This is a genomic window from Clostridium sp., from assembly GCF_047777555.1.
Lineage (GTDB): Bacteria > Bacillota > Clostridia > Clostridiales > Clostridiaceae > Clostridium_H.
In genome coordinates this window covers 519,797-536,976 of sequence record NZ_JBKEEV010000002.1, presented here as the reverse complement: position 1 = coordinate 536,976, position 17,180 = coordinate 519,797, and the positions used below count along the sequence as shown (strand labels likewise).

General features: G+C 30.2%; 16 protein-coding genes, 3 tRNA genes, 1 other RNA gene and 2 pseudogenes. 7 read left to right on the top strand and 15 right to left on the bottom strand.

Going from position 1 to position 17,180, the window contains the following annotated elements; all coding sequences use genetic code 11:
- Positions 1 to 692 precede the first annotated feature (692 nt).
- From recR to ACFWTK_RS05955, 9 genes and pseudogenes are all read right to left on the bottom strand, one after another.
- Positions 693 to 1,289, bottom strand: coding sequence for a recombination mediator RecR (gene recR, locus ACFWTK_RS05995; protein ID WP_415875151.1), 597 nt, complete (start codon positions 1,287 to 1,289; stop codon positions 693 to 695).
- Between the two features lie 16 nt (positions 1,290 to 1,305).
- A complete protein-coding gene (locus ACFWTK_RS05990) occupies positions 1,306 to 1,647 on the bottom strand; it encodes a YbaB/EbfC family nucleoid-associated protein (RefSeq protein WP_415875150.1) in 342 nt (113 codons plus the stop codon).
- A 60-nt stretch (positions 1,648 to 1,707) separates the two neighbouring features.
- A pseudogene (gene dnaX / locus ACFWTK_RS05985) lies at positions 1,708 to 3,338 on the bottom strand (DNA polymerase III subunit gamma/tau).
- Positions 3,339 to 3,467: 129 nt separating this feature from the next.
- Positions 3,468 to 3,731, bottom strand: an RNA gene (gene ffs / locus ACFWTK_RS05980) — signal recognition particle sRNA large type.
- Between the two features lie 4 nt (positions 3,732 to 3,735).
- Positions 3,736 to 3,825 (bottom strand) — tRNA-Ser (locus ACFWTK_RS05975).
- A gap of 220 nt (positions 3,826 to 4,045) precedes the next feature.
- On the bottom strand, positions 4,046 to 4,924 hold the full coding sequence (locus ACFWTK_RS05970) for a hypothetical protein (protein WP_415875149.1): 879 nt from the start codon (positions 4,922 to 4,924) through the stop codon (positions 4,046 to 4,048).
- A 110-nt stretch (positions 4,925 to 5,034) separates the two neighbouring features.
- A pseudogene (ytvI, locus tag ACFWTK_RS05965) lies at positions 5,035 to 6,089 on the bottom strand (sporulation integral membrane protein YtvI).
- A 28-nt stretch (positions 6,090 to 6,117) separates the two neighbouring features.
- A tRNA-Ser gene (locus ACFWTK_RS05960) sits at positions 6,118 to 6,207 on the bottom strand.
- Between the two features lie 77 nt (positions 6,208 to 6,284).
- Positions 6,285 to 6,728: a nucleoside deaminase gene (locus tag ACFWTK_RS05955; RefSeq protein WP_415875148.1), complete on the bottom strand. Its 444-nt coding sequence runs from the start codon at positions 6,726 to 6,728 to the stop codon at positions 6,285 to 6,287.
- A gap of 194 nt (positions 6,729 to 6,922) precedes the next feature.
- Here ACFWTK_RS05955 and ACFWTK_RS05950 point away from each other — a divergent pair, with 194 nt between their 5' ends.
- On the top strand, positions 6,923 to 7,369 hold the full coding sequence (locus ACFWTK_RS05950; RefSeq protein ID WP_415875147.1) for a Fur family transcriptional regulator: 447 nt from the start codon (positions 6,923 to 6,925) through the stop codon (positions 7,367 to 7,369).
- 14 nt (positions 7,370 to 7,383) lie between these two features.
- Here ACFWTK_RS05950 and ACFWTK_RS05945 read toward each other — a convergent pair whose 3' ends face one another.
- Positions 7,384 to 8,313: a metal ABC transporter substrate-binding protein gene (locus tag ACFWTK_RS05945; RefSeq protein WP_415875146.1), complete on the bottom strand. Its 930-nt coding sequence runs from the start codon at positions 8,311 to 8,313 to the stop codon at positions 7,384 to 7,386.
- Between the two features lie 143 nt (positions 8,314 to 8,456).
- Between ACFWTK_RS05945 and ACFWTK_RS05940 the strand changes: the two genes are divergently transcribed.
- The 3 genes from ACFWTK_RS05940 to ACFWTK_RS05930 all read left to right on the top strand — a co-directional run bounded on the left by ACFWTK_RS05940 (position 8,457) and on the right by ACFWTK_RS05930 (position 11,393).
- Positions 8,457 to 9,128 (top strand): metal ABC transporter ATP-binding protein, encoded by a 672-nt coding sequence (locus ACFWTK_RS05940; protein ID WP_415875145.1) that lies wholly within the window; start codon positions 8,457 to 8,459, stop codon positions 9,126 to 9,128.
- Positions 9,115 to 9,906: a metal ABC transporter permease gene (locus ACFWTK_RS05935; protein WP_415875144.1), complete on the top strand. Its 792-nt coding sequence runs from the start codon at positions 9,115 to 9,117 to the stop codon at positions 9,904 to 9,906. The genes ACFWTK_RS05940 and ACFWTK_RS05935 overlap by 14 nt, the downstream gene beginning before the upstream one ends.
- 92 nt (positions 9,907 to 9,998) lie before the next feature.
- Positions 9,999 to 11,393, top strand: a complete 1,395-nt coding sequence (locus ACFWTK_RS05930; protein WP_415875143.1) for an MATE family efflux transporter — start codon at positions 9,999 to 10,001, stop codon at positions 11,391 to 11,393.
- A 20-nt stretch (positions 11,394 to 11,413) separates the two neighbouring features.
- Here the strand turns inward: ACFWTK_RS05930 and ACFWTK_RS05925 are convergent.
- Positions 11,414 to 11,490, bottom strand: a tRNA-Arg gene (locus ACFWTK_RS05925).
- A gap of 148 nt (positions 11,491 to 11,638) precedes the next feature.
- A complete protein-coding gene (locus ACFWTK_RS05920) occupies positions 11,639 to 12,205 on the bottom strand; it encodes a TetR/AcrR family transcriptional regulator (protein ID WP_415875142.1) in 567 nt (188 codons plus the stop codon).
- A gap of 161 nt (positions 12,206 to 12,366) precedes the next feature.
- Here ACFWTK_RS05920 and ACFWTK_RS05915 point away from each other — a divergent pair, with 161 nt between their 5' ends.
- Both ACFWTK_RS05915 and ACFWTK_RS05910 read left to right on the top strand, forming a co-directional pair.
- Positions 12,367 to 13,092, top strand: coding sequence for a YwaF family protein (locus ACFWTK_RS05915; RefSeq protein WP_415875141.1), 726 nt, complete (start codon positions 12,367 to 12,369; stop codon positions 13,090 to 13,092).
- A 98-nt stretch (positions 13,093 to 13,190) separates the two neighbouring features.
- A complete protein-coding gene (locus ACFWTK_RS05910) occupies positions 13,191 to 14,078 on the top strand; it encodes a phosphatidylserine decarboxylase (protein WP_415875140.1) in 888 nt (295 codons plus the stop codon).
- Here the strand turns inward: ACFWTK_RS05910 and ACFWTK_RS05905 are convergent.
- The 3 genes from ACFWTK_RS05905 to ACFWTK_RS05895 all read right to left on the bottom strand — a co-directional run bounded on the left by ACFWTK_RS05905 (position 14,073) and on the right by ACFWTK_RS05895 (position 15,586).
- Positions 14,073 to 14,804 carry an MBL fold metallo-hydrolase gene (locus ACFWTK_RS05905; RefSeq protein ID WP_415875139.1) on the bottom strand — a complete coding sequence of 244 codons (732 nt, stop codon included), beginning with the start codon at positions 14,802 to 14,804 and terminating at the stop codon, positions 14,073 to 14,075. The two genes, ACFWTK_RS05910 and ACFWTK_RS05905, sit on opposite strands and share 6 nt — an antisense overlap.
- A gap of 171 nt (positions 14,805 to 14,975) precedes the next feature.
- Positions 14,976 to 15,158 carry a hypothetical protein gene (locus ACFWTK_RS05900; protein ID WP_415875138.1) on the bottom strand — a complete coding sequence of 61 codons (183 nt, stop codon included), beginning with the start codon at positions 15,156 to 15,158 and terminating at the stop codon, positions 14,976 to 14,978.
- A 98-nt stretch (positions 15,159 to 15,256) separates the two neighbouring features.
- Positions 15,257 to 15,586 carry a hypothetical protein gene (locus ACFWTK_RS05895; RefSeq protein WP_415875137.1) on the bottom strand — a complete coding sequence of 110 codons (330 nt, stop codon included), beginning with the start codon at positions 15,584 to 15,586 and terminating at the stop codon, positions 15,257 to 15,259.
- Between the two features lie 127 nt (positions 15,587 to 15,713).
- On the opposite strand from ACFWTK_RS05895, the gene ACFWTK_RS05890 reads away from it, so the two are divergent.
- Positions 15,714 to 17,153, top strand: coding sequence for an Ig-like domain-containing protein (locus tag ACFWTK_RS05890; protein WP_415875136.1), 1,440 nt, complete (start codon positions 15,714 to 15,716; stop codon positions 17,151 to 17,153).
- Positions 17,154 to 17,180 lie beyond the last annotated feature (27 nt).

Sequence of the window (17,180 nt, the reverse complement as noted above, 5' to 3'; positions counted from 1 at the left end):
ATCTAAAAAGTAAATAAAGTCCTATTACAAATTACCTTTATTTCCCATTTATCTTGTGTCTTGGAACTCTATTAACTCCAGTATTTTCAACACTTTCCCTTATTCCTTATCCCTTTAGATAATACTACTTTATTTTATTTTTGCAACAACTAATTAAGCCCTATTTTAAGCCTAAAATATTTCCTATTTTCCTTACCCCTTTTTCCTTAATCCTAACTATATGTAACCCAAACAAACTTCTTTCCCTTTTCAAATAAAGTCCTTTTATAGACAGCCCTCAAACCCTTGAGAATACTGGCTTGTTATTCTCTTCCAATTTCCCATTTAATTTCTTTTTCCTTGTTCCCTCACTTCCTAAAGTCCTTTCATTCCTCAATTTTTAGGGGCAAAAAATGAAAATAAAGTGCTTTTAGAGATTGAGGGTTAAGGGGGAAGGATTAAGGGGGGATTTTGTCCATTTTTCATTCCATTTTCTTTTCCATTTAATCTTCTAATCCATTGATATTACTGAGCTTTTAAGCCTTATTCCTTGTTCCTTATTTCTATCAATCTTCTAAACAAAAAACATGGCCTACTGGGCTTTTCTTCTCCCTAATAAACCATGTTTCCTAACACTACTTTATTTACTTCACTATCAGGCATTTGCAAAATGAAAGAAGTTTATTTGATGTAGACAAAAGTCTGCAATTTTTTTATAGTTCTACCCTTCCCTCTAATGCCTTAGAAAGAGTAACTTCGTCTGCATACTCTAAGTCCCCACCTACAGGAATACCGTGAGCAATTCTTGTAACCTTAACTCCTAATGGCTTTAAAATTTTAGATATATACATAGCCGTAGCTTCACCTTCTACATTAGGATTTGTAGCTACTATGATTTCTTTTACATCTCCATTTATTCTTCTTACTAACTCCTTAAGACGTATATCATCTGGGCCTTTACCCGACATTGGAGATATTACTCCATGGAGTACATGATAAACACCGTTATACTCCCTTATCTTTTCCATAGACATTATATCTTTAGGCTGCTCAACTACACAAATAGTGCTGGTATCTCTGTTTGGGTTTGAGCATATAGCACAAACTTCACTATCTGTAAAATTACCACATACAGAACAGTATCTTATAGTACCTCTTGCCTTCATTAAGGCTTCTGCAAATTCCTTTACTTCTTCTCTTGGCAAGTTTAATACATGTAAAGTAAGCCTTTGGGCTGTCTTATGACCTATTCCTGGTAGTTTTGCAAACTCCTCTATCAATTTTTCTATAGCTACAGGATAAAAATCCAAATCATTCACCTCAAACCTAGAACATTCCAGGCATATTAAGACCACCTGTTAGTTTCTTCATTTCATTTGCTGTTACTTCTTCTGCTGTTTGTAATGCTTGGTTGCAAGCAGTTAATATTAGATCTTGTAACATCTCAACATCATCTGGATCTACAACATCTGGATCTATTTGTACGTCTAATAACTGTCTTTTACCGCTTACTACAACTTTAACGGCTCCACCGCCAGCTGTGCCTGTAAACTTTTTATTTTCAATTTCAACTTGCATTTTTTCCATTTGCTCCTGCATTTTTTGAGCCTGCTTCATTAAATTGTTTATATTCATTCCACCCATTCCTGGGAATCCGCCTCTTGCCATAATATTACCTCCTAATATTTTTAGATTAACTCAATCTTTTATATTTTATCATTTACTGAATTATTCATCAATTACTTGTACTAAGTCTTCTCCAAAGGTTTCTTTTAAAATTTCCTCTTGAGATTTTTTGTTTTTCTTCTTTTTTATCTACAGTATATTTTATTCTAATTCTTTCTTTTAGTGCTTCTGAAAAAAACATCTTCTATCAATTTACGATTTTCTTCTTTTTCAAGTCTTTTTATATTAAATGCATACTCTGGTTCATATTTTATTTCAATAACTCCATTTTTACAACTCACAGCCTTACCTGTAATGAGAGAAGCATATAAAACCATAAGCCTTCTGTTCTTAAAAATTTCAAGAATATCCTTCCATGACTTCTTTACTTGGTCTAAAGTCAATTTAGACTCTAAATTTAATTCTATTTCAACATCCTTTTCTTCTTTCTTTTCTGCCTCTTTCAATGCTTTGCTCTTAGGTTTATCAGAAGATGCTTTATTAGATTCAGCTTTAGTATTATTCTGTTTTACCTGAAAATTTCCTTCTCTTATCAGATTCTCTAATTTATTTATTCTAGCTAAAAGTACCTCTTTAGATGTATCGTACTCTATTTTACACATTTTTATTACAGCAAGCTCTAAATATATTCTACTCTGATTGCTCCATTTAGATTGTTCTACTGCTTCTTGAAGTATTCTTATATATCTCATTATCTCTTCTATTCTTAATTTATCAGCCTGAGCCTTCATAATTTCTATGCCTTCTTCAGACATATCTAAAACTTCTTCTGGATTCTGACTAATCTTTGCCATCATAAGATTTCTCATATGATGTGTCATATCTTTTATAAATAAATTTATATCCTTTCCGCTGTAAACTACTTCATCTATAATCTTTATTGCTCTTTCAACATCTTTATCTATTATGCTGTCTGTCAATCTTAATAGGTTTTCATTAGTTACAAGTCCCAATATATTAACAACTTGCTCATATTCAACTTTTCCATTGCCCATGGATATAGCTTGATCTAATATGCTTAATGCATCTCTCATGGCTCCATCTGACATTCTTGCAATTAGCTTTAAGCTCTTATTGTCAGCAAAATTACCTTGTTCATTGGTAATCTTTACAAGCCGTTCAAATATATCATCGCTCTTTATTCTTTTAAAGTCAAATCTTTGGCATCTTGAGAGGATTGTTATAGGTAACTTTTGAGGGTCTGTAGTAGCTAATATAAATATAACATTTTTAGGAGGCTCCTCTAAGGTCTTTAAAAATGCATTAACAGCTCCTTGAGTTAACATGTGAGCCTCATCCATTATGTAAACTTTGTATTTTCCTTCACTTGGAGGATACTTTACTTCTTCTATAAGTTCTCTAATATCATCTACTTTGTTATGAGATGCAGCGTCCATTTCAGATACATCTATAGCTAAACCAGCATTTATTTTTTTACACATTTCACACTCATTACAAGGCTCTCCATCTTGAAGGTTTAAACAGTTTACCGCCTTAGAAAATATCTTTGCAGTAGAGGTTTTTCCTGTACCCCTTGTTCCACAAAAAAGGTAAGCATGAGCTATTCTATTATTTTTTATTTGATTTTTTAGTGTAACAGTTATATGAGGCTGACCAACAACTTCATCAAAGACTTTAGGTCTCCATTCCCTATACAAAGCTGTATATGCCAATTGTAACACCTTCTATCCTATTTCGATTTAGTAATTTTTATGTTTAATTACTATTATATCATAATATACTTACTTTTTTATACGCAAAAAAGACGCCTTTAAAGCGTCTTATTATAATCTTATGTAAAGTCGTGCACCTCGTGTCGACAGTAAAGTATGAGCGTTACTCATACAGTTAACTCAAATCAGGTTGACCCACGGCACACGGAAGATCTCACTTACCGCTGCTTCCTTCCAGACCTGACGGGGTTCATGAGTTTCCGTTGCGTGGGGCCCAATTCTCAACGCCACTTGTATAAGCCAGACCTCACACTTTAAAGCCTCGACGAGGAGTTCAACCCTGCTGTAGCGGATTGCAGGTTCAGGACACCGCTAACTTCCCGTCTAGCACGACCAATGGCGGAGAAAGAGGGATTCGAACCCTCGGTAGAGTTTCCCCTACACACGCGTTCCAGGCGTGCTCCTTAAACCACTCGGACATCTCTCCATAAGTTTAAAAATATTATTTAATTTTCTTAAGATTTAGTTTCCTTAAGCAAAATTTATTATACTATCAAACCTTACTTATTTCAAGAGAAATATAAATATTTATCCCTAGTACTTGTTAGTTATCAATATATATTATTCCATAACATGAATATCGCATCATATTTAGAAAAAATAACATTCTAGCTTTAGTATATTCTGTTTGCATAAGCTATATTCTACTAATTTATTTTTGATAATTCATTATCTCTCCAACTAATTATATCTCTCACAGCAATTTTATATTTTTCATCTTCTTTTTTATAAAATTCTTTTATAACTTTATCCTCATTTACAACCGTATTATCCCATATGCTCTCAGTTGCTATATTATCTTCATCTAACTTTGTTATCTTTTCATCATACTCTTTTATAGTCTTATTCTTAAAGGCAAGTTTATTATTATCTCTTTCTTGCTGTGCTTGCTTGATTTTTCTATCATACTCATTCCATAAATTATTTAACCCATTTTTCTTATTTTCATAAGACTTAGATTCAGCTTCTATTTTTGCCGCATACCTATCGTTAGCAGCTCTTTCTTTTTCTGCATTTTCCTCTTCTGCTTTTAAAAGCTTAACATTTCTGTTATTTTCAGCATAAGGCATCTTTTTTGATTTTTCTGCTGCATATTCAGCTTCTATTTTTTTTTTAGTATTTTGAAATTCTGCTCTAACTCTCTGAAGTTCTATATCCAATTCCTTTTTTATTTTAGTTTTCATTGCATTATTTACGGCAGTTATTTTATCATCATAAGCTTTTTTGATTGAACTTGTACTTGAATTTATGTTATCTTCAAACTCCTTAAGCTCTTTTAAATTTTCTGTATCCCTAGCACTCTCAAGGTTTTTTCTCTTTAAACTATACTCACCTTCTAATTCTTTACTTCCTAAAAAACTTGCATTTATATCAGTATTTTGTGTATTTTCAACATTAATATTACTTTGGGCCGCTGCCTTGGAAGTATCTTTTTTATATTTCTTAAATTGATTTTTTATGCTGCATCCTGTAAAAAATATAAAACCAGCCAAAATACAACCCACCACTCTTAGCTCCTTCTTCATAGGATACACCCCCAAAAATTAAATACATTGCACTTTTCTTACAGGTTACGTATATTTTATCGTTTATAAACTTCCTTTTTTTATATTATCTTGAAAAATATTTTCCACACTTATTTTAATACCCCAACTTTACTTAACACATTATAAAATACTACAAGAAATATACAAAAGAACATACCCATAATTCCATTTGCTTTTAATCCTATAAATATAGCTGCTAATATAGCTACAGGGTGAACTCCTAGAGAAGAAGATACTATTTTAGGTTCTACAATCTGCCTTACTACAGATGCAATCACAAATAATATAAGTACTCCACCTGCTACAAAATAATTTCCCGCAAAAAAGTAAACTGCTGCAACAGGTATATATATAGTTCCTATACCTAGTATAGGTAAGATATCGAATATAGCAGAAAGTATGCTTAGAGTTATTGTATATCTTACTCCTAAAATTAAGAATCCAATTAAGGTTACTAAGAGAGTAATAAGTATTATTATTAAATAAGAAACAACATAGTTGACTAGCATCTTTTTTGCTTCTTTTATAGTTTTTGATATTTCACTGTTCTTGTTTGATGGAATTAATTTTGATACTTTTTTCTTTACCAAACTCATATCCTTTGTAAAATAATATGTGCTTAATACTGTAAATAATGCTACCATAAGTATATACGGAATTGATGAAAAAATTGTAAGCACACTTGATAAAGCTGAGCTAGTAAGTTTCACTGTTGTATTGGATATTTTTGTAATAGTACTAGAAATATTTTTTTCTATATTATCTGTAATAGAAGGATCTAAATTACTATAATATTTATATATTCTTTTTAAGAATTTAGATATATTATCTCCATTTTGAGCAATATACACCTGAACATTTTTGCCTAATTCAATTATTTCCTGAACTATATGTGCTATTGCCCCGGAAACTATAAAAATAATTACAGCAAAAAAAATAAATGTTGTAATAACGATGCTAAGGAATTCTTTAATTTGAACTTATTTATAAGATATCTAGTAGGCTTAATAAGTATTAATGAAAAAAGGAATGCAAACACAAATGGCAGTGTATAGCTTAATGTATTAAAAAAGGTTATGAATACAATAGTGTAAACTATAAAAAATATAAAAATTCTGTCTAGTTTTCCTGTGAGTTGACTCACTTAATCAGTCCCTTCTATTTTTATTATTTGGCGGAGAGAGGGGGATTCGAACCCCCGGTAGAGTTGCCCCTACGATTGATTTCGAGTCAATTGCCTTCGACCTCTCGGCCATCTCTCCAAGCTTATATTTATACAATAATAATATATTATAACAAGTTACCTTAGTAAAGTTTATATTATGAAATAATAAGTTGTTTATTTTCTCCTTTTTCTAAAAAAGTCTGTTAATATGCTGCTGCATTCATCATCATACATCCACTGTACATCAACCATACTGTTTAAAGCCTCACTTTGAAGTACATTAAAAACAGAGCCACAGCATCCTGATACAGGATCAAAAGTCCCAATATAAACTTTTCTTATTCTCGATTGTATAATAGCTCCAGCACACATAGGACATGGTTCTAATGTAACATACATATCACATCCACTTAGCCTCCAATCTCCTAGGATTTCTGCAGCATATTTAATTGCAAGTATTTCTGCATGAGCTGTTGGATCTTTTAATGTCTCCCTTAGATTATGTGCTGAGGATATGATATTATTTTCTTTCACTATAACAGCACCTACTGGAACTTCATTAAGCTTCTCTGCTAATTTTGCTTCTTCTATTGCTCTTCTCATAAATTCTCTATTCATATTTATAACCTCTATTTTGTAAAATAAACAAACTTTTATATAGATTATATCACAAGTTTTTAGAGATTATTTATAAACTACTATATAATTCTTAACATTCAACTACTTTTTAACCATGTAATAACTAACTTTTTTATTGAATCTAGAAATTAATTATTATAAAATAAAGTCAAAGTATATTAGGAGTGTTATAAATGATTAATATAGATGAAATTGAGGATGCCCTTAAGAGAAAAGGGTATAAACTCACAAGGCAGCGAAAATCTATACTAGAAGTTCTTATTGAGAATTCAGGAAAGCTTATTTCTGTTGAAGATATATATATTCAATGCAAAAAAAAGTATTCTAAGACTAACCTATCTACAGTATACAGAAACCTAGAAATCTTAGAAGATATAGGTATGCTTCATAAAACAAACCTAAATGGCTCTTCTTCAAGTTATGAAATCGCTTATAATGAATGTCATCACCACCACTTAATTTGTAAAAATTGTGGTAAAACGGAAACTATAGATTACTGTCCTTTAGAAGCTATAACATCTAAAATAAACAACAATGGATTTACGGTAACTGACCATAGATTAGAGATATACGGCTACTGCAGCAGCTGCAGCAAAAATAAAAAGAAGTTGGAAGATTAAAAATCCTCCAACTCTTATTTTAAGCTGCTATATATCTTCTCTAAATTACTTCTCATGCTTTCAATATAATCTTTATTATCTTCCTTAGATTCTAGGGAATATATCTTTTCTACCTTTGCCCCTACTTCATTTGCTAATGTCTTTGAAATTTCTGGGCTTGCATTTTCTTCTGAAAATATAGTTTTTACATTATTTTTTCTTGAATACTCTACTAATTCCTTTAATTTTTTAGCACTTGGCTCTCCTTCTGAATATACACCTTCAATACTATTTTGCTCTAAATTAAAATCTCTGCATAGATATGAAAATGCCGCATGTCCTGTAACAAACCTTTTATTACTTAAACTATCAAATTTACTCTTGTACTCGTTGTAGAGATTATCCAGAGTATTTGAAAATTCTTCATAGTTCTTCTCATAGTAATCTTTATTAGAAGGATCAGCTTTTATTAAAGCTTCTTTTATATTTTTTGACTGAACCTTTGCTTCTTTTAAGCTAAGCCAAATATGTGGGTCATACTCTCCATGTTCATGCCCATCTTCTCCACTATTAGAGTCTTTAATAGGATTAACACCTTTAGAAGAATCTACTAATATAACTTTATTTGTATCTAAACTTTCTAAAACCTTATCTACCCAGGGTTCCATTCCAAGTCCATTATAAACAAATATCTTGCTATTATTTATGTTTCCTAAATCCTTTGCCTTTGGTTCAAAATCATGAGGTTCTACTGCCCCTTCAACAACTGATGTAACATTTACTTTATCTTTTCCTACAGCTTCTGTAAATTCCTTTAAAGGATTAAAACTAACCACTACATCTATTTTCCCTAATGTTGAATTATTTATTTTAGATTCATCTTTACCTGTTTTTCCATTATTACAAGCTGTTAATGAAAAAAAGATTATAAATGTTGAAATTAAGGCAATAATCTTTTTATACATACATTCACTCCTTTTAGTTGCAAATTATTTGCATTTAGGTATATAATAAACTTGGCAATTTTAAATGTCAATATAATTGATACTATTTTTTTTAATTATATTGAATAAACTTAGAATGTTAGCATTTATTTTGGAGGAAAATCATGATTCATATTAACAATTTATCTTTTTCCTATACAAATCATAGTCCCTATATATTAAATGACTTAAATTTAATCATTAATAAAGGTGATTATGTATCTATATTAGGTGAAAACGGAAGTGGAAAAAGTACCCTTATAAAACTCATATTAAAAATATTAAAACCATCTAAAGGTTCTATAACCATTGACACTAATAAGATAGGATATGTCCCTCAGAGATTAGAAAGTTTCAATTCTCAATTTCCCATAACCGTGTCTGAAGTGCTTAATACTCATAGAAAGGCAATTGGTATTAAAGATATGTCTTCTATAGATAAAAGTTTAGATAAAGTAGGGATGAAAGATTATAAAAATCATCTTATAGGAAATCTCTCTGGAGGTCAGCAGCAAAAAATATTTATAGCAAGAGCATTAATGGGTAATCCAGATCTTATAGTTCTTGATGAACCATCTACAGGAATCGATATTCAAAGCCAAAAAGAAATATATGAGTTAATCAAGAATCTAAATTTAAAATTAGGTATTACTGTTATTTCTATTGAACATAACTTAAAAGCAGCCATATTAAATTCTAACTATATATTTGAGCTTAATGATGGTAATGGTATATTACGCTCTGTCCCTGAATATAAAAGACATCACGAGGAGGTTATAGCTCATGCTACAATATAGTTTTATGCAAAATGCCTTAATGATATCCCTGCTTATTTCCATATTATGCCCCTTCATTGGAGTTTTTTTAGTGTTAAGACGTCATTCAATGATGGGAGATACTTTGGCTCACAGCTCACTTGCTGGAGTAGCTATCGGAATTATGCTTAACTTTAACCCTATAATAAGCTCTTTTGTCTTCACATCCATATGTGGAGTTTTTATAGAACTTCTACGTTCATACTATAAAAAATACGCGGAACTAATTTTAGTAATAATTTTAACTCTAAGCGTTGGCATAGCTATAATGGTTATAAGTACAGGTAATGCACAAGCTAATGTTAATTCTTATTTATTTGGAAGTATATTAACTGTATCTAAGCAGGAGCTTATTACAGTATCTATACTCAGTATTCTTTCAGTTATAACACTTATAGTCTTATATGATAAACTTGTATACATAACTTTTGATGAAGAAGGAGCAAAAATCGCTGGAATAAAAGTAAGACTTATAAATTATATTTTTGCTCTTTTAGTTAGCGCAACTATATCCGTATCCATAAGAATAATAGGAGTACTTGTTTTATCATCCATGTTAGCTGTTCCTGTGGCTACAGCACTTCAGCTAAACAAAAGTTTCAAATCTACTTTAGTATATTCCATACTATTTGGATTTATAGATATAATGATTGGGCTTGTATCATCTTATTATATCAACAGCGCTCCTGGAGGAACTATAGCTCTAACTTCTGTTATTGTTCTTTGCATAGTAATAGTTTTTAAGAAGTTTTCAAAATAAAATATAGAAACTTCATTATTCAGAGAAATTTAGTTTAATATCTTATAAAGAATATGTACTGAAATATGAGAATGTGAAAAATATTAGAGGAGATGCTTTGCATGGATAAAGAATATTTGATAAATGAAAAACCATTAAAAGCATTACTAGTTTTTGCTTTACCCATGATTATAGGAAACCTATTTCAGCAATTTTATACAATGGCGGATTCAGTAGTAGTTGGCAGATTTGTCAGCGAAAATGCATTAGCTGCTGTAGGTGCTTCCTACTCATTGACTAATGTATTCATATGTATCGCAATTGGGGGAGGAGTAGGAGCCTCGGTCATTACCAGTAAATATTTTGGATCAAGAGAATATGGACAAATGAAAGAGTCTGTTTACACAGCATTATTCTCCTTTCTTATTATAAGCATAATCCTAGGTATTTTTGGGTTTTTTACAGGAAAAGAAATTATGCAGCTATTAAATACACCATCTAATATTTTAGATATGGCAGCAGAGTATCTAAATATATATTTCCTTGGACTTCCGTTTCTATTTATGTATAATGTGCTTTCTGCCATGTTTAATGCAATTGGCCGCTCTCGTATTCCTTTATATTTGCTTATTTTTTCTTCCTTACTAAACATTTTTTTAGATGTATATATGGTTCGTTCTTTAAATCTTGGTATATCAGGAGTTGCATGGGCAACCTTGATTGCACAAGGTGTTTCCGCAATAATTGCATTTTTACTATTTTTAAAGGAATTGGCTCCTTATTCTAAGGACAAGTATTCTGTTTTTAATAAAAAAGAACTAAAAAGCATGGCTACAATTGCCCTGCCTTCTATTTTGCAGCAGTCTACTGTTTCTATTGGTATGATGCTTGTTCAATCAGTTGTAAATAGTTTTGGATCAGAAATGCTAGCAGGATTTTCAGCAGCCATGAGAGTTGAAAGCATATGTGTTGTACCAATGGCAGCTATGGGAAATGCAATATCTTCCTACACAGCACAAAATATCGGTGCTAAAAAATATGAACGAGTTCAAAAGGGTTATCATACCGCAAATAAAATTGTTGCTGTATTTGCAATTCTAATTTGTGTAATACTTGAAGGATTCCATATGCCTATCATTTCTATGTTTTTAGGTGATGATGGTACTAGGTTAGCTCTACAAACAGGTACAAGCTATCTAAAATTTATGGGTTGGTTTTTTGTTTTAATTGGATTAAAAATGGTTACTGATGGTTTATTGCGAGGGGCTGGGGACATGAAGATGTTTACTGTGGCAAACCTGGCTAACTTATCAGTTCGTGTTGCTATAGCTATATTATTGGCTCCAAGATTCGGTATTAATTTTGTATGGTATGCAGTTCCAATAGGTTGGTTTGTAAACTTTATTATGTCTTTTGCACAATATAAAACAGAAAATTGGAAACATACTTTAGTTGATGTTTCTTGTAAAAAACAAAATGGTAATAGAATAAAAAAGCTTCAAACTTAAATTTAAGTTTGAAGCTTTTTTGGCGTCCCAGACACGATTCGAACGTGCGACCCCGAGCTTAGGAGGCCCGTGCTCTATCCTGCTGAGCTACTGAGACATACACAACTTTTACTATACTATTTTAGTTCAGTTTTTACTTAATGTCAACCTTATTGATAGCACATATTTTTTAATATGTATTCACCTATAATATATTACATCTAAAGCTATCATTTTAAATCATTATATCACCATATTATATTAACTTATCCTGATATTCCATATAAAACATAGCTAGTTAAGTTCTCTATAACTTCATTAACATTATCTTTTTCATTGTTTATAAGTTCATATACTGCAGCAGCAATTAAAGATCCAAAGAATTCATAAGCCATAAAATAAGAATCTCCGGCCTTTATACCTCCATTATCCATGGTCTCTTTAATATATTGTTCTATTAATAGAATATATTCTCTTACAGCCTCTCTGAGTTCTAATTGCCTTAATTCTTTTCCCCATATTTGACTCATAATTACCTTAAAAAGGTCCTTGTTTTCATAGATTAATTTTAATTGAACTCTGCAAAGAGTTTTTAATTTAGATATAGGTTCTTGTACATTTTCTACTTCTCTTTGTATATCTTCCTTTATCTTATTCACTCCTTCTTTTATTATATATTTAAATATTTCTTCTTTACTTTTAAAATTATAATATAAAGTACCTTTAGCAACCCCAGCTTCTAAAGCTATATTATCTACAGTAGCCCCATTATATCCTTTACTTGAAAATTCTTTCATGGCAGCTTGAAATATAGCTTCCTTGGTTCTATTCATTTATATCACTCCAAAATTTATATTTTATAATAATAAGTATAATTTTTTCTTATTTTATTATACTTATTATTATAATATGTAACAATATATTTTTATTAATAACTTAAATTTTACTAATTATTGCATTTCTCCTACATTTTATCCTTAAGAGGTGGTTAGACTTGAAAAGTTTTAGTTTATACTGGAAACCTGTTGAAAGAAGTTCACCTACAAAACCTTTTTCCCTTCCACATATATTGAGTCTATTACTAATTTTTTTAATAATACTCGCAATGTACTTATATAGAGAAGTCTTAAAAACAGAAAAATATAAGAGTCTAATATCAAAGACCATTGCATCAATTTTAATTGGACATCAAATTTCTTTATATCTTTGGTATATTACAAACGGAAAACTAACTCTAAAAGAAGCTTTGCCCCTATATCTTTGTAGAATTTCTTTAATACTCTGTATTATTATGATGTTTAATAAAAGTCATAAGATTTTTGATCTTTTATACTTTTGGGGGCTTGGAGGAGCATCTGTTGCCTTAATTTTTCATGATACCTCTATTTTTCCTTTTCCTCACTATATCTTTATTCAATTTTTTATATCTCATGGAGGAATTTTGATTTCAGTATTTTTTATGATATTTATTTATGATTATTCACCAACTATAAATTCTTTAATACGAACCTCTATATGGACATTAATATACTTTATGTTTACAATACCTATTAACTACATTGTGGACGGCAATTACTGTTATTTAAGATATAAACCTTGTTTTACTCCTTTAGACCTTCTTCCTGATGAGCCTATTTATTTTGTACCATTTATAATCTTAGGGATTTATATGCTGTTTTTATTGATGTATATCCCTTTTTCAAATAAACTATCTTCATAAGGCTTATGTTAGTTTGTAATTAGTTATATATTATTATAGAATATTTTTAGGATATTACATTTTCTAGTTATTAGATAAGTTTTATGAAGGGATACATTATGATTAAATATTTTAATAGAAAAACCAAAACCTATGAGATTGAAAATGTGGCAGGTAGAAAATATTTAGAATGGACATATTCCTCTCCTGTAGGATTAAATATTCTAGAACTTTTAATTAAGAAAAGGATTTTCTCAAAGCTTTATGGTGCTTTTTGTGATTCTAGAATAAGCAGGAGAAAAATAGACAATTTTATTAAAGAGTTTAATATAAACGAAGATGAATTTAAAGTAGATAAATCAAACTATAAATGTTTTAATGATTTCTTTGCAAGAAGTTTAAGAAATGAGGCTAGGCCTATAAATTATAATGCTTCAACTTTAATATCTCCTTGTGATGGGAGAATGACAGCTTATGAAAACATTCATATTAATAACTTGGTACAGGTAAAAGGTATTACCTATAGGCTAAAAGATCTAATTCAAAATGAAGATTTAGCTAAAAAATATATAGGTGGAACTTGTATTATATTAAGACTTGCTCCCATAGATTATCATAGATTTCACTTTTTAGATTGGGGCATATGCGATGAAACCAAGAAAATAACTGGACACTATTATTCAGTAAATCCTATTGCTCTAAAAAAAATACCAAAGTTATTCTGTGAGAATAAAAGAGAATATAGTTTATTCCATTCTAATAACTTTGGTAATGTTTTATATGTGGATATAGGTGCTACTTGTGTTGGTTCTATAATTCAAACCTATACACCTTATACACAGGTTAAAAAAGGAGATGAAAAAGGATATTTTAAGTTTGGTGGTTCCACAATAATACTTTTCTTTGAGCCTAAAAAAGTTAAAATAGATAAGGATATTCTAGAGCAAACCAATCTAGGCTTTGAATGTAAAGTTCATATGGGAGAGAAAATAGGAGTAAAGCTATAGCTCAAATACTAGTCCGCTCTCAGCTTTAACTATTTCTCCACTAAACTCTTCTCCTGCCTCTTTAACTAAATTATCTAATTCTCCATAGTGAGGAAAATGAGTTAACACTAGTTTTTTCACATTACCCATTTTGGCTATCTTACCAACTTCACCAGCTGTAAGATGGCCTTTTGCCTTTCCAAACTGTTCATTAAAAAGATTACATTCACATATAAACACGTCTGCATTTTCAGCTATTTCTACTACTTTATCGCTCCACTCTGTATCACCACTATAAGCAAATACTTTTCCATTTTCCTCAAATCTCATAGCTAAACAAGGCACTGGATGATTGCTCCATTTAAAGCTTACACTTAAATCTCCAAACCTTAATACAGTACTTTCATCTATCTTCTTACCTACTGTTCCTCCAGCATAGGTTAATTTATTAAATTCAGAAGATAGATTGTGTCCATATATGTCTAAAGTGCTGCTTCTCTTGCCAAGACTTCTAGTGTATCCTACCTGATATTGCAAACATGATATATCTCCAAAATGGTCACCGTGATAATGAGATAAAATTACCGCATCTATTTCTGTTAATGGTATATAATTTTGTACCTTTGATAATACCCCCGAACCGCAGTCTATTAAAATATTATGTTTTCCACTCTGAAGCAAATATCCTGTCGCTGCTTCATTTTTTTCTGGATAAGCTCCCCAATATCCTACTACCGTTACTTTCATTATATTCACTCCCTATAATAATACTATTTTTTATGTTATCTAAAGTCATAATTTATTATACCTTTATAAATTATAATATATATTAAATCTAATTCATTATCAAAAGTACCTTAAATCTTTATGCAAAATATGTGTGTTTAGCACTTATTAAGTGCAATACCAAGCCAAAAGCTATAAATGCCTAAGGTCAAAGCAGCCACCATTTAATCCAATTTCCAAACAGCTGCAAGCTTTACCATCAAACCTTAATCTTCTACCTTCAACAACAGTATGGTTAATCTTCCAATAAAGCTTACAAAGAGCCCAAGGATAGCAAATACCTAATGTACATACAGTAACTATAATACCAATCAATGACTTTATTGCAGTAATGTACCATCTATGATTTAAGACATGCTTATATTGGCTTCTGTCACATTCTTCACCTCCTAAAATATATAAACTTCTATATTTTATAGTGTTTTCCTTTTTAAATTATTTTTAATATATACTAAAAATAAAATTATTAAAAAGCTATAAATGCCTAAGGTAATAAGACAAAGCAGCCACCATTTAATCCAATTTCCAAACAGCTGCACAGCTTTACCATCAAACCTTAATCTTCTACCTTCAACAACAGTATGGTTAATCTTCCACCCATAAAGCTTACAAAGAGCCCAAGGATAGCAAATACCTAATGTACATACAGTAACTATAATACCAATCAATGACCATCCTACATATTGCAGTAATGTACCATCAAAATATGATTTACTAGACATGCTTATATTGGCTTCTGTCACATTCTTCACCTCCTAAAATATATAAACTTCTATATTTTATAGTGTTTTCAAAGTTTAAATCAAAAATGATATAATATAAGCCAAGAATAAATGTCAAATTTAGCACTAATTGGATGAATAGTAAATTATGAAAAAAACTATGAAGTCAATTGTATGTTTAATAGCTTTAGCGGCATCAAATAGTACCTTTGCTTATGCAAAAGAGTTTTCTCCTGTAATAGTGGATAAAAATAAGGAATTCATTATTACTTTTAACAAAGAAGTCAATAGAGAAACTGTTAATAAAGATACAATAAAGGTAATTGACTCAAAAGGAAAAGAAGTTAATGTTACAGTAAATGTAAAGAATAATAAAATAGCTACAGTAAAGCCAAAAGATAGTTATAAAGAAGGAGAAACATATACAATGATTGTAAATGAAGGCGTAAAAGATAGTAAAAATCACAAATTATCAGAAAAAGCATTTATGAAATTTACTGTAAAAGAAAATAAAGAAGAAGGAGCTACAAGAGTTGAAAGCGTTAAATACTTAGATACTACCATTAAAAATAATAATGCTTTTCAGAATAAGACATATACTGCTTTAGATAGAGCTAATGTGTTAGATAAAAGCAAAATATTAATGAGTGAAATGTTTGAAACAAGAGGATATGACTTTATAGTAGATTTTGAAAAGTCGCAGGATGCATTTAAAAAAATAGATGTACTAGATAGTATCTTTGTAAGAGATGATTTAGACGAAGAAAAAATATTAACAATTAATTTTGGAAGAGATATAGATGAATCAAGTCTTATAGATAGAAAGACAATGATTATAGTTCCAGTAGGATTTAGTTCAACTAATGGATTTAACTACGATTTGGAGAGTGGACAAATAAAGGTGGTTTCCGTAGATAAAGAAACTGTAAAGTTGAAGATAAGTAGGGGAGTACAACCTATGGATAGAGCTAGATACCTCTTCTTATATGGTGTAAAAGATACTAAAGGTAATGTAATAAGACCTACAGTAATACCTATATGGTTTGATGATGCTTCAGGGACTAGAGCTAAAGATTTATCAAATCATGCTGTTGGAGATTATTGGTTTGATTATAAAGATTATATGAATGAATTTAAAAAAGTAACAGGAGTGTATGCTACTGGTTATAATACAAGTATGTATACTTTAGCAAATTGGGATAGTATAAAAGATGGACTTAACAAATATTTTTCAAATAACATTGATGTTATAAAAGAAGTGAGAAATAGAATGTATAAATATCAAATAGTATATGAGGATTTATATAGAGATTCTATTTATCCTACGAAAAGTCCTCAAAATATATCAAACTTATTATTTGTTTGGGATAGATTTATGGTGAATGGAAAACAAGTAGAAGTATTGTTTTATGGAGATTCAGCAACATTAGAGATAACAATATACGATAAAGGAGATAGTTGGAACACGAACTTTAATGTAATAGGAGATGGATATTTAGCAGCATATTTAAATAAGGATTATCCAACATTACAATGGAATTATAATTTCAACGAAAAATACTTTAAAAGCTTAACTTATAAAAAATAAAAAGGAAGAAGTTATGAAAAAACTAAT

Excerpts from the sequence above, each read along its gene's own strand:
- ACFWTK_RS05890 (WP_415875136.1), top strand. The coding sequence starts at position 15,714 with ATGAAAAAAACTATGAAGTCAATTGTATGTTTAATAGCTTTAGCGGCA.
- ACFWTK_RS05920 (WP_415875142.1), bottom strand. The coding sequence starts at position 12,205 with ATGAATAGAACCAAGGAAGCTATATTTCAAGCTGCCATGAAAGAATTT.
- ACFWTK_RS05950 (WP_415875147.1), top strand. The coding sequence starts at position 6,923 with ATGATTAATATAGATGAAATTGAGGATGCCCTTAAGAGAAAAGGGTAT.
- ACFWTK_RS05945 (WP_415875146.1), bottom strand. The coding sequence starts at position 8,313 with ATGTATAAAAAGATTATTGCCTTAATTTCAACATTTATAATCTTTTTT.
- ACFWTK_RS05970 (WP_415875149.1), bottom strand. The coding sequence starts at position 4,924 with ATGAAGAAGGAGCTAAGAGTGGTGGGTTGTATTTTGGCTGGTTTTATA.
- ACFWTK_RS05990 (WP_415875150.1), bottom strand. The coding sequence starts at position 1,647 with ATGGCAAGAGGCGGATTCCCAGGAATGGGTGGAATGAATATAAACAAT.
- ACFWTK_RS05905 (WP_415875139.1), bottom strand. The coding sequence starts at position 14,804 with ATGAAAGTAACGGTAGTAGGATATTGGGGAGCTTATCCAGAAAAAAAT.
- ACFWTK_RS05910 (WP_415875140.1), top strand. The coding sequence starts at position 13,191 with ATGATTAAATATTTTAATAGAAAAACCAAAACCTATGAGATTGAAAAT.
- ACFWTK_RS05930 (WP_415875143.1), top strand. The coding sequence starts at position 9,999 with ATGCTTTGCATGGATAAAGAATATTTGATAAATGAAAAACCATTAAAA.
- ACFWTK_RS05955 (WP_415875148.1), bottom strand. The coding sequence starts at position 6,728 with ATGAATAGAGAATTTATGAGAAGAGCAATAGAAGAAGCAAAATTAGCA.
- ACFWTK_RS05940 (WP_415875145.1), top strand. The coding sequence starts at position 8,457 with ATGATTCATATTAACAATTTATCTTTTTCCTATACAAATCATAGTCCC.
- ACFWTK_RS05935 (WP_415875144.1), top strand. The coding sequence starts at position 9,115 with ATGCTACAATATAGTTTTATGCAAAATGCCTTAATGATATCCCTGCTT.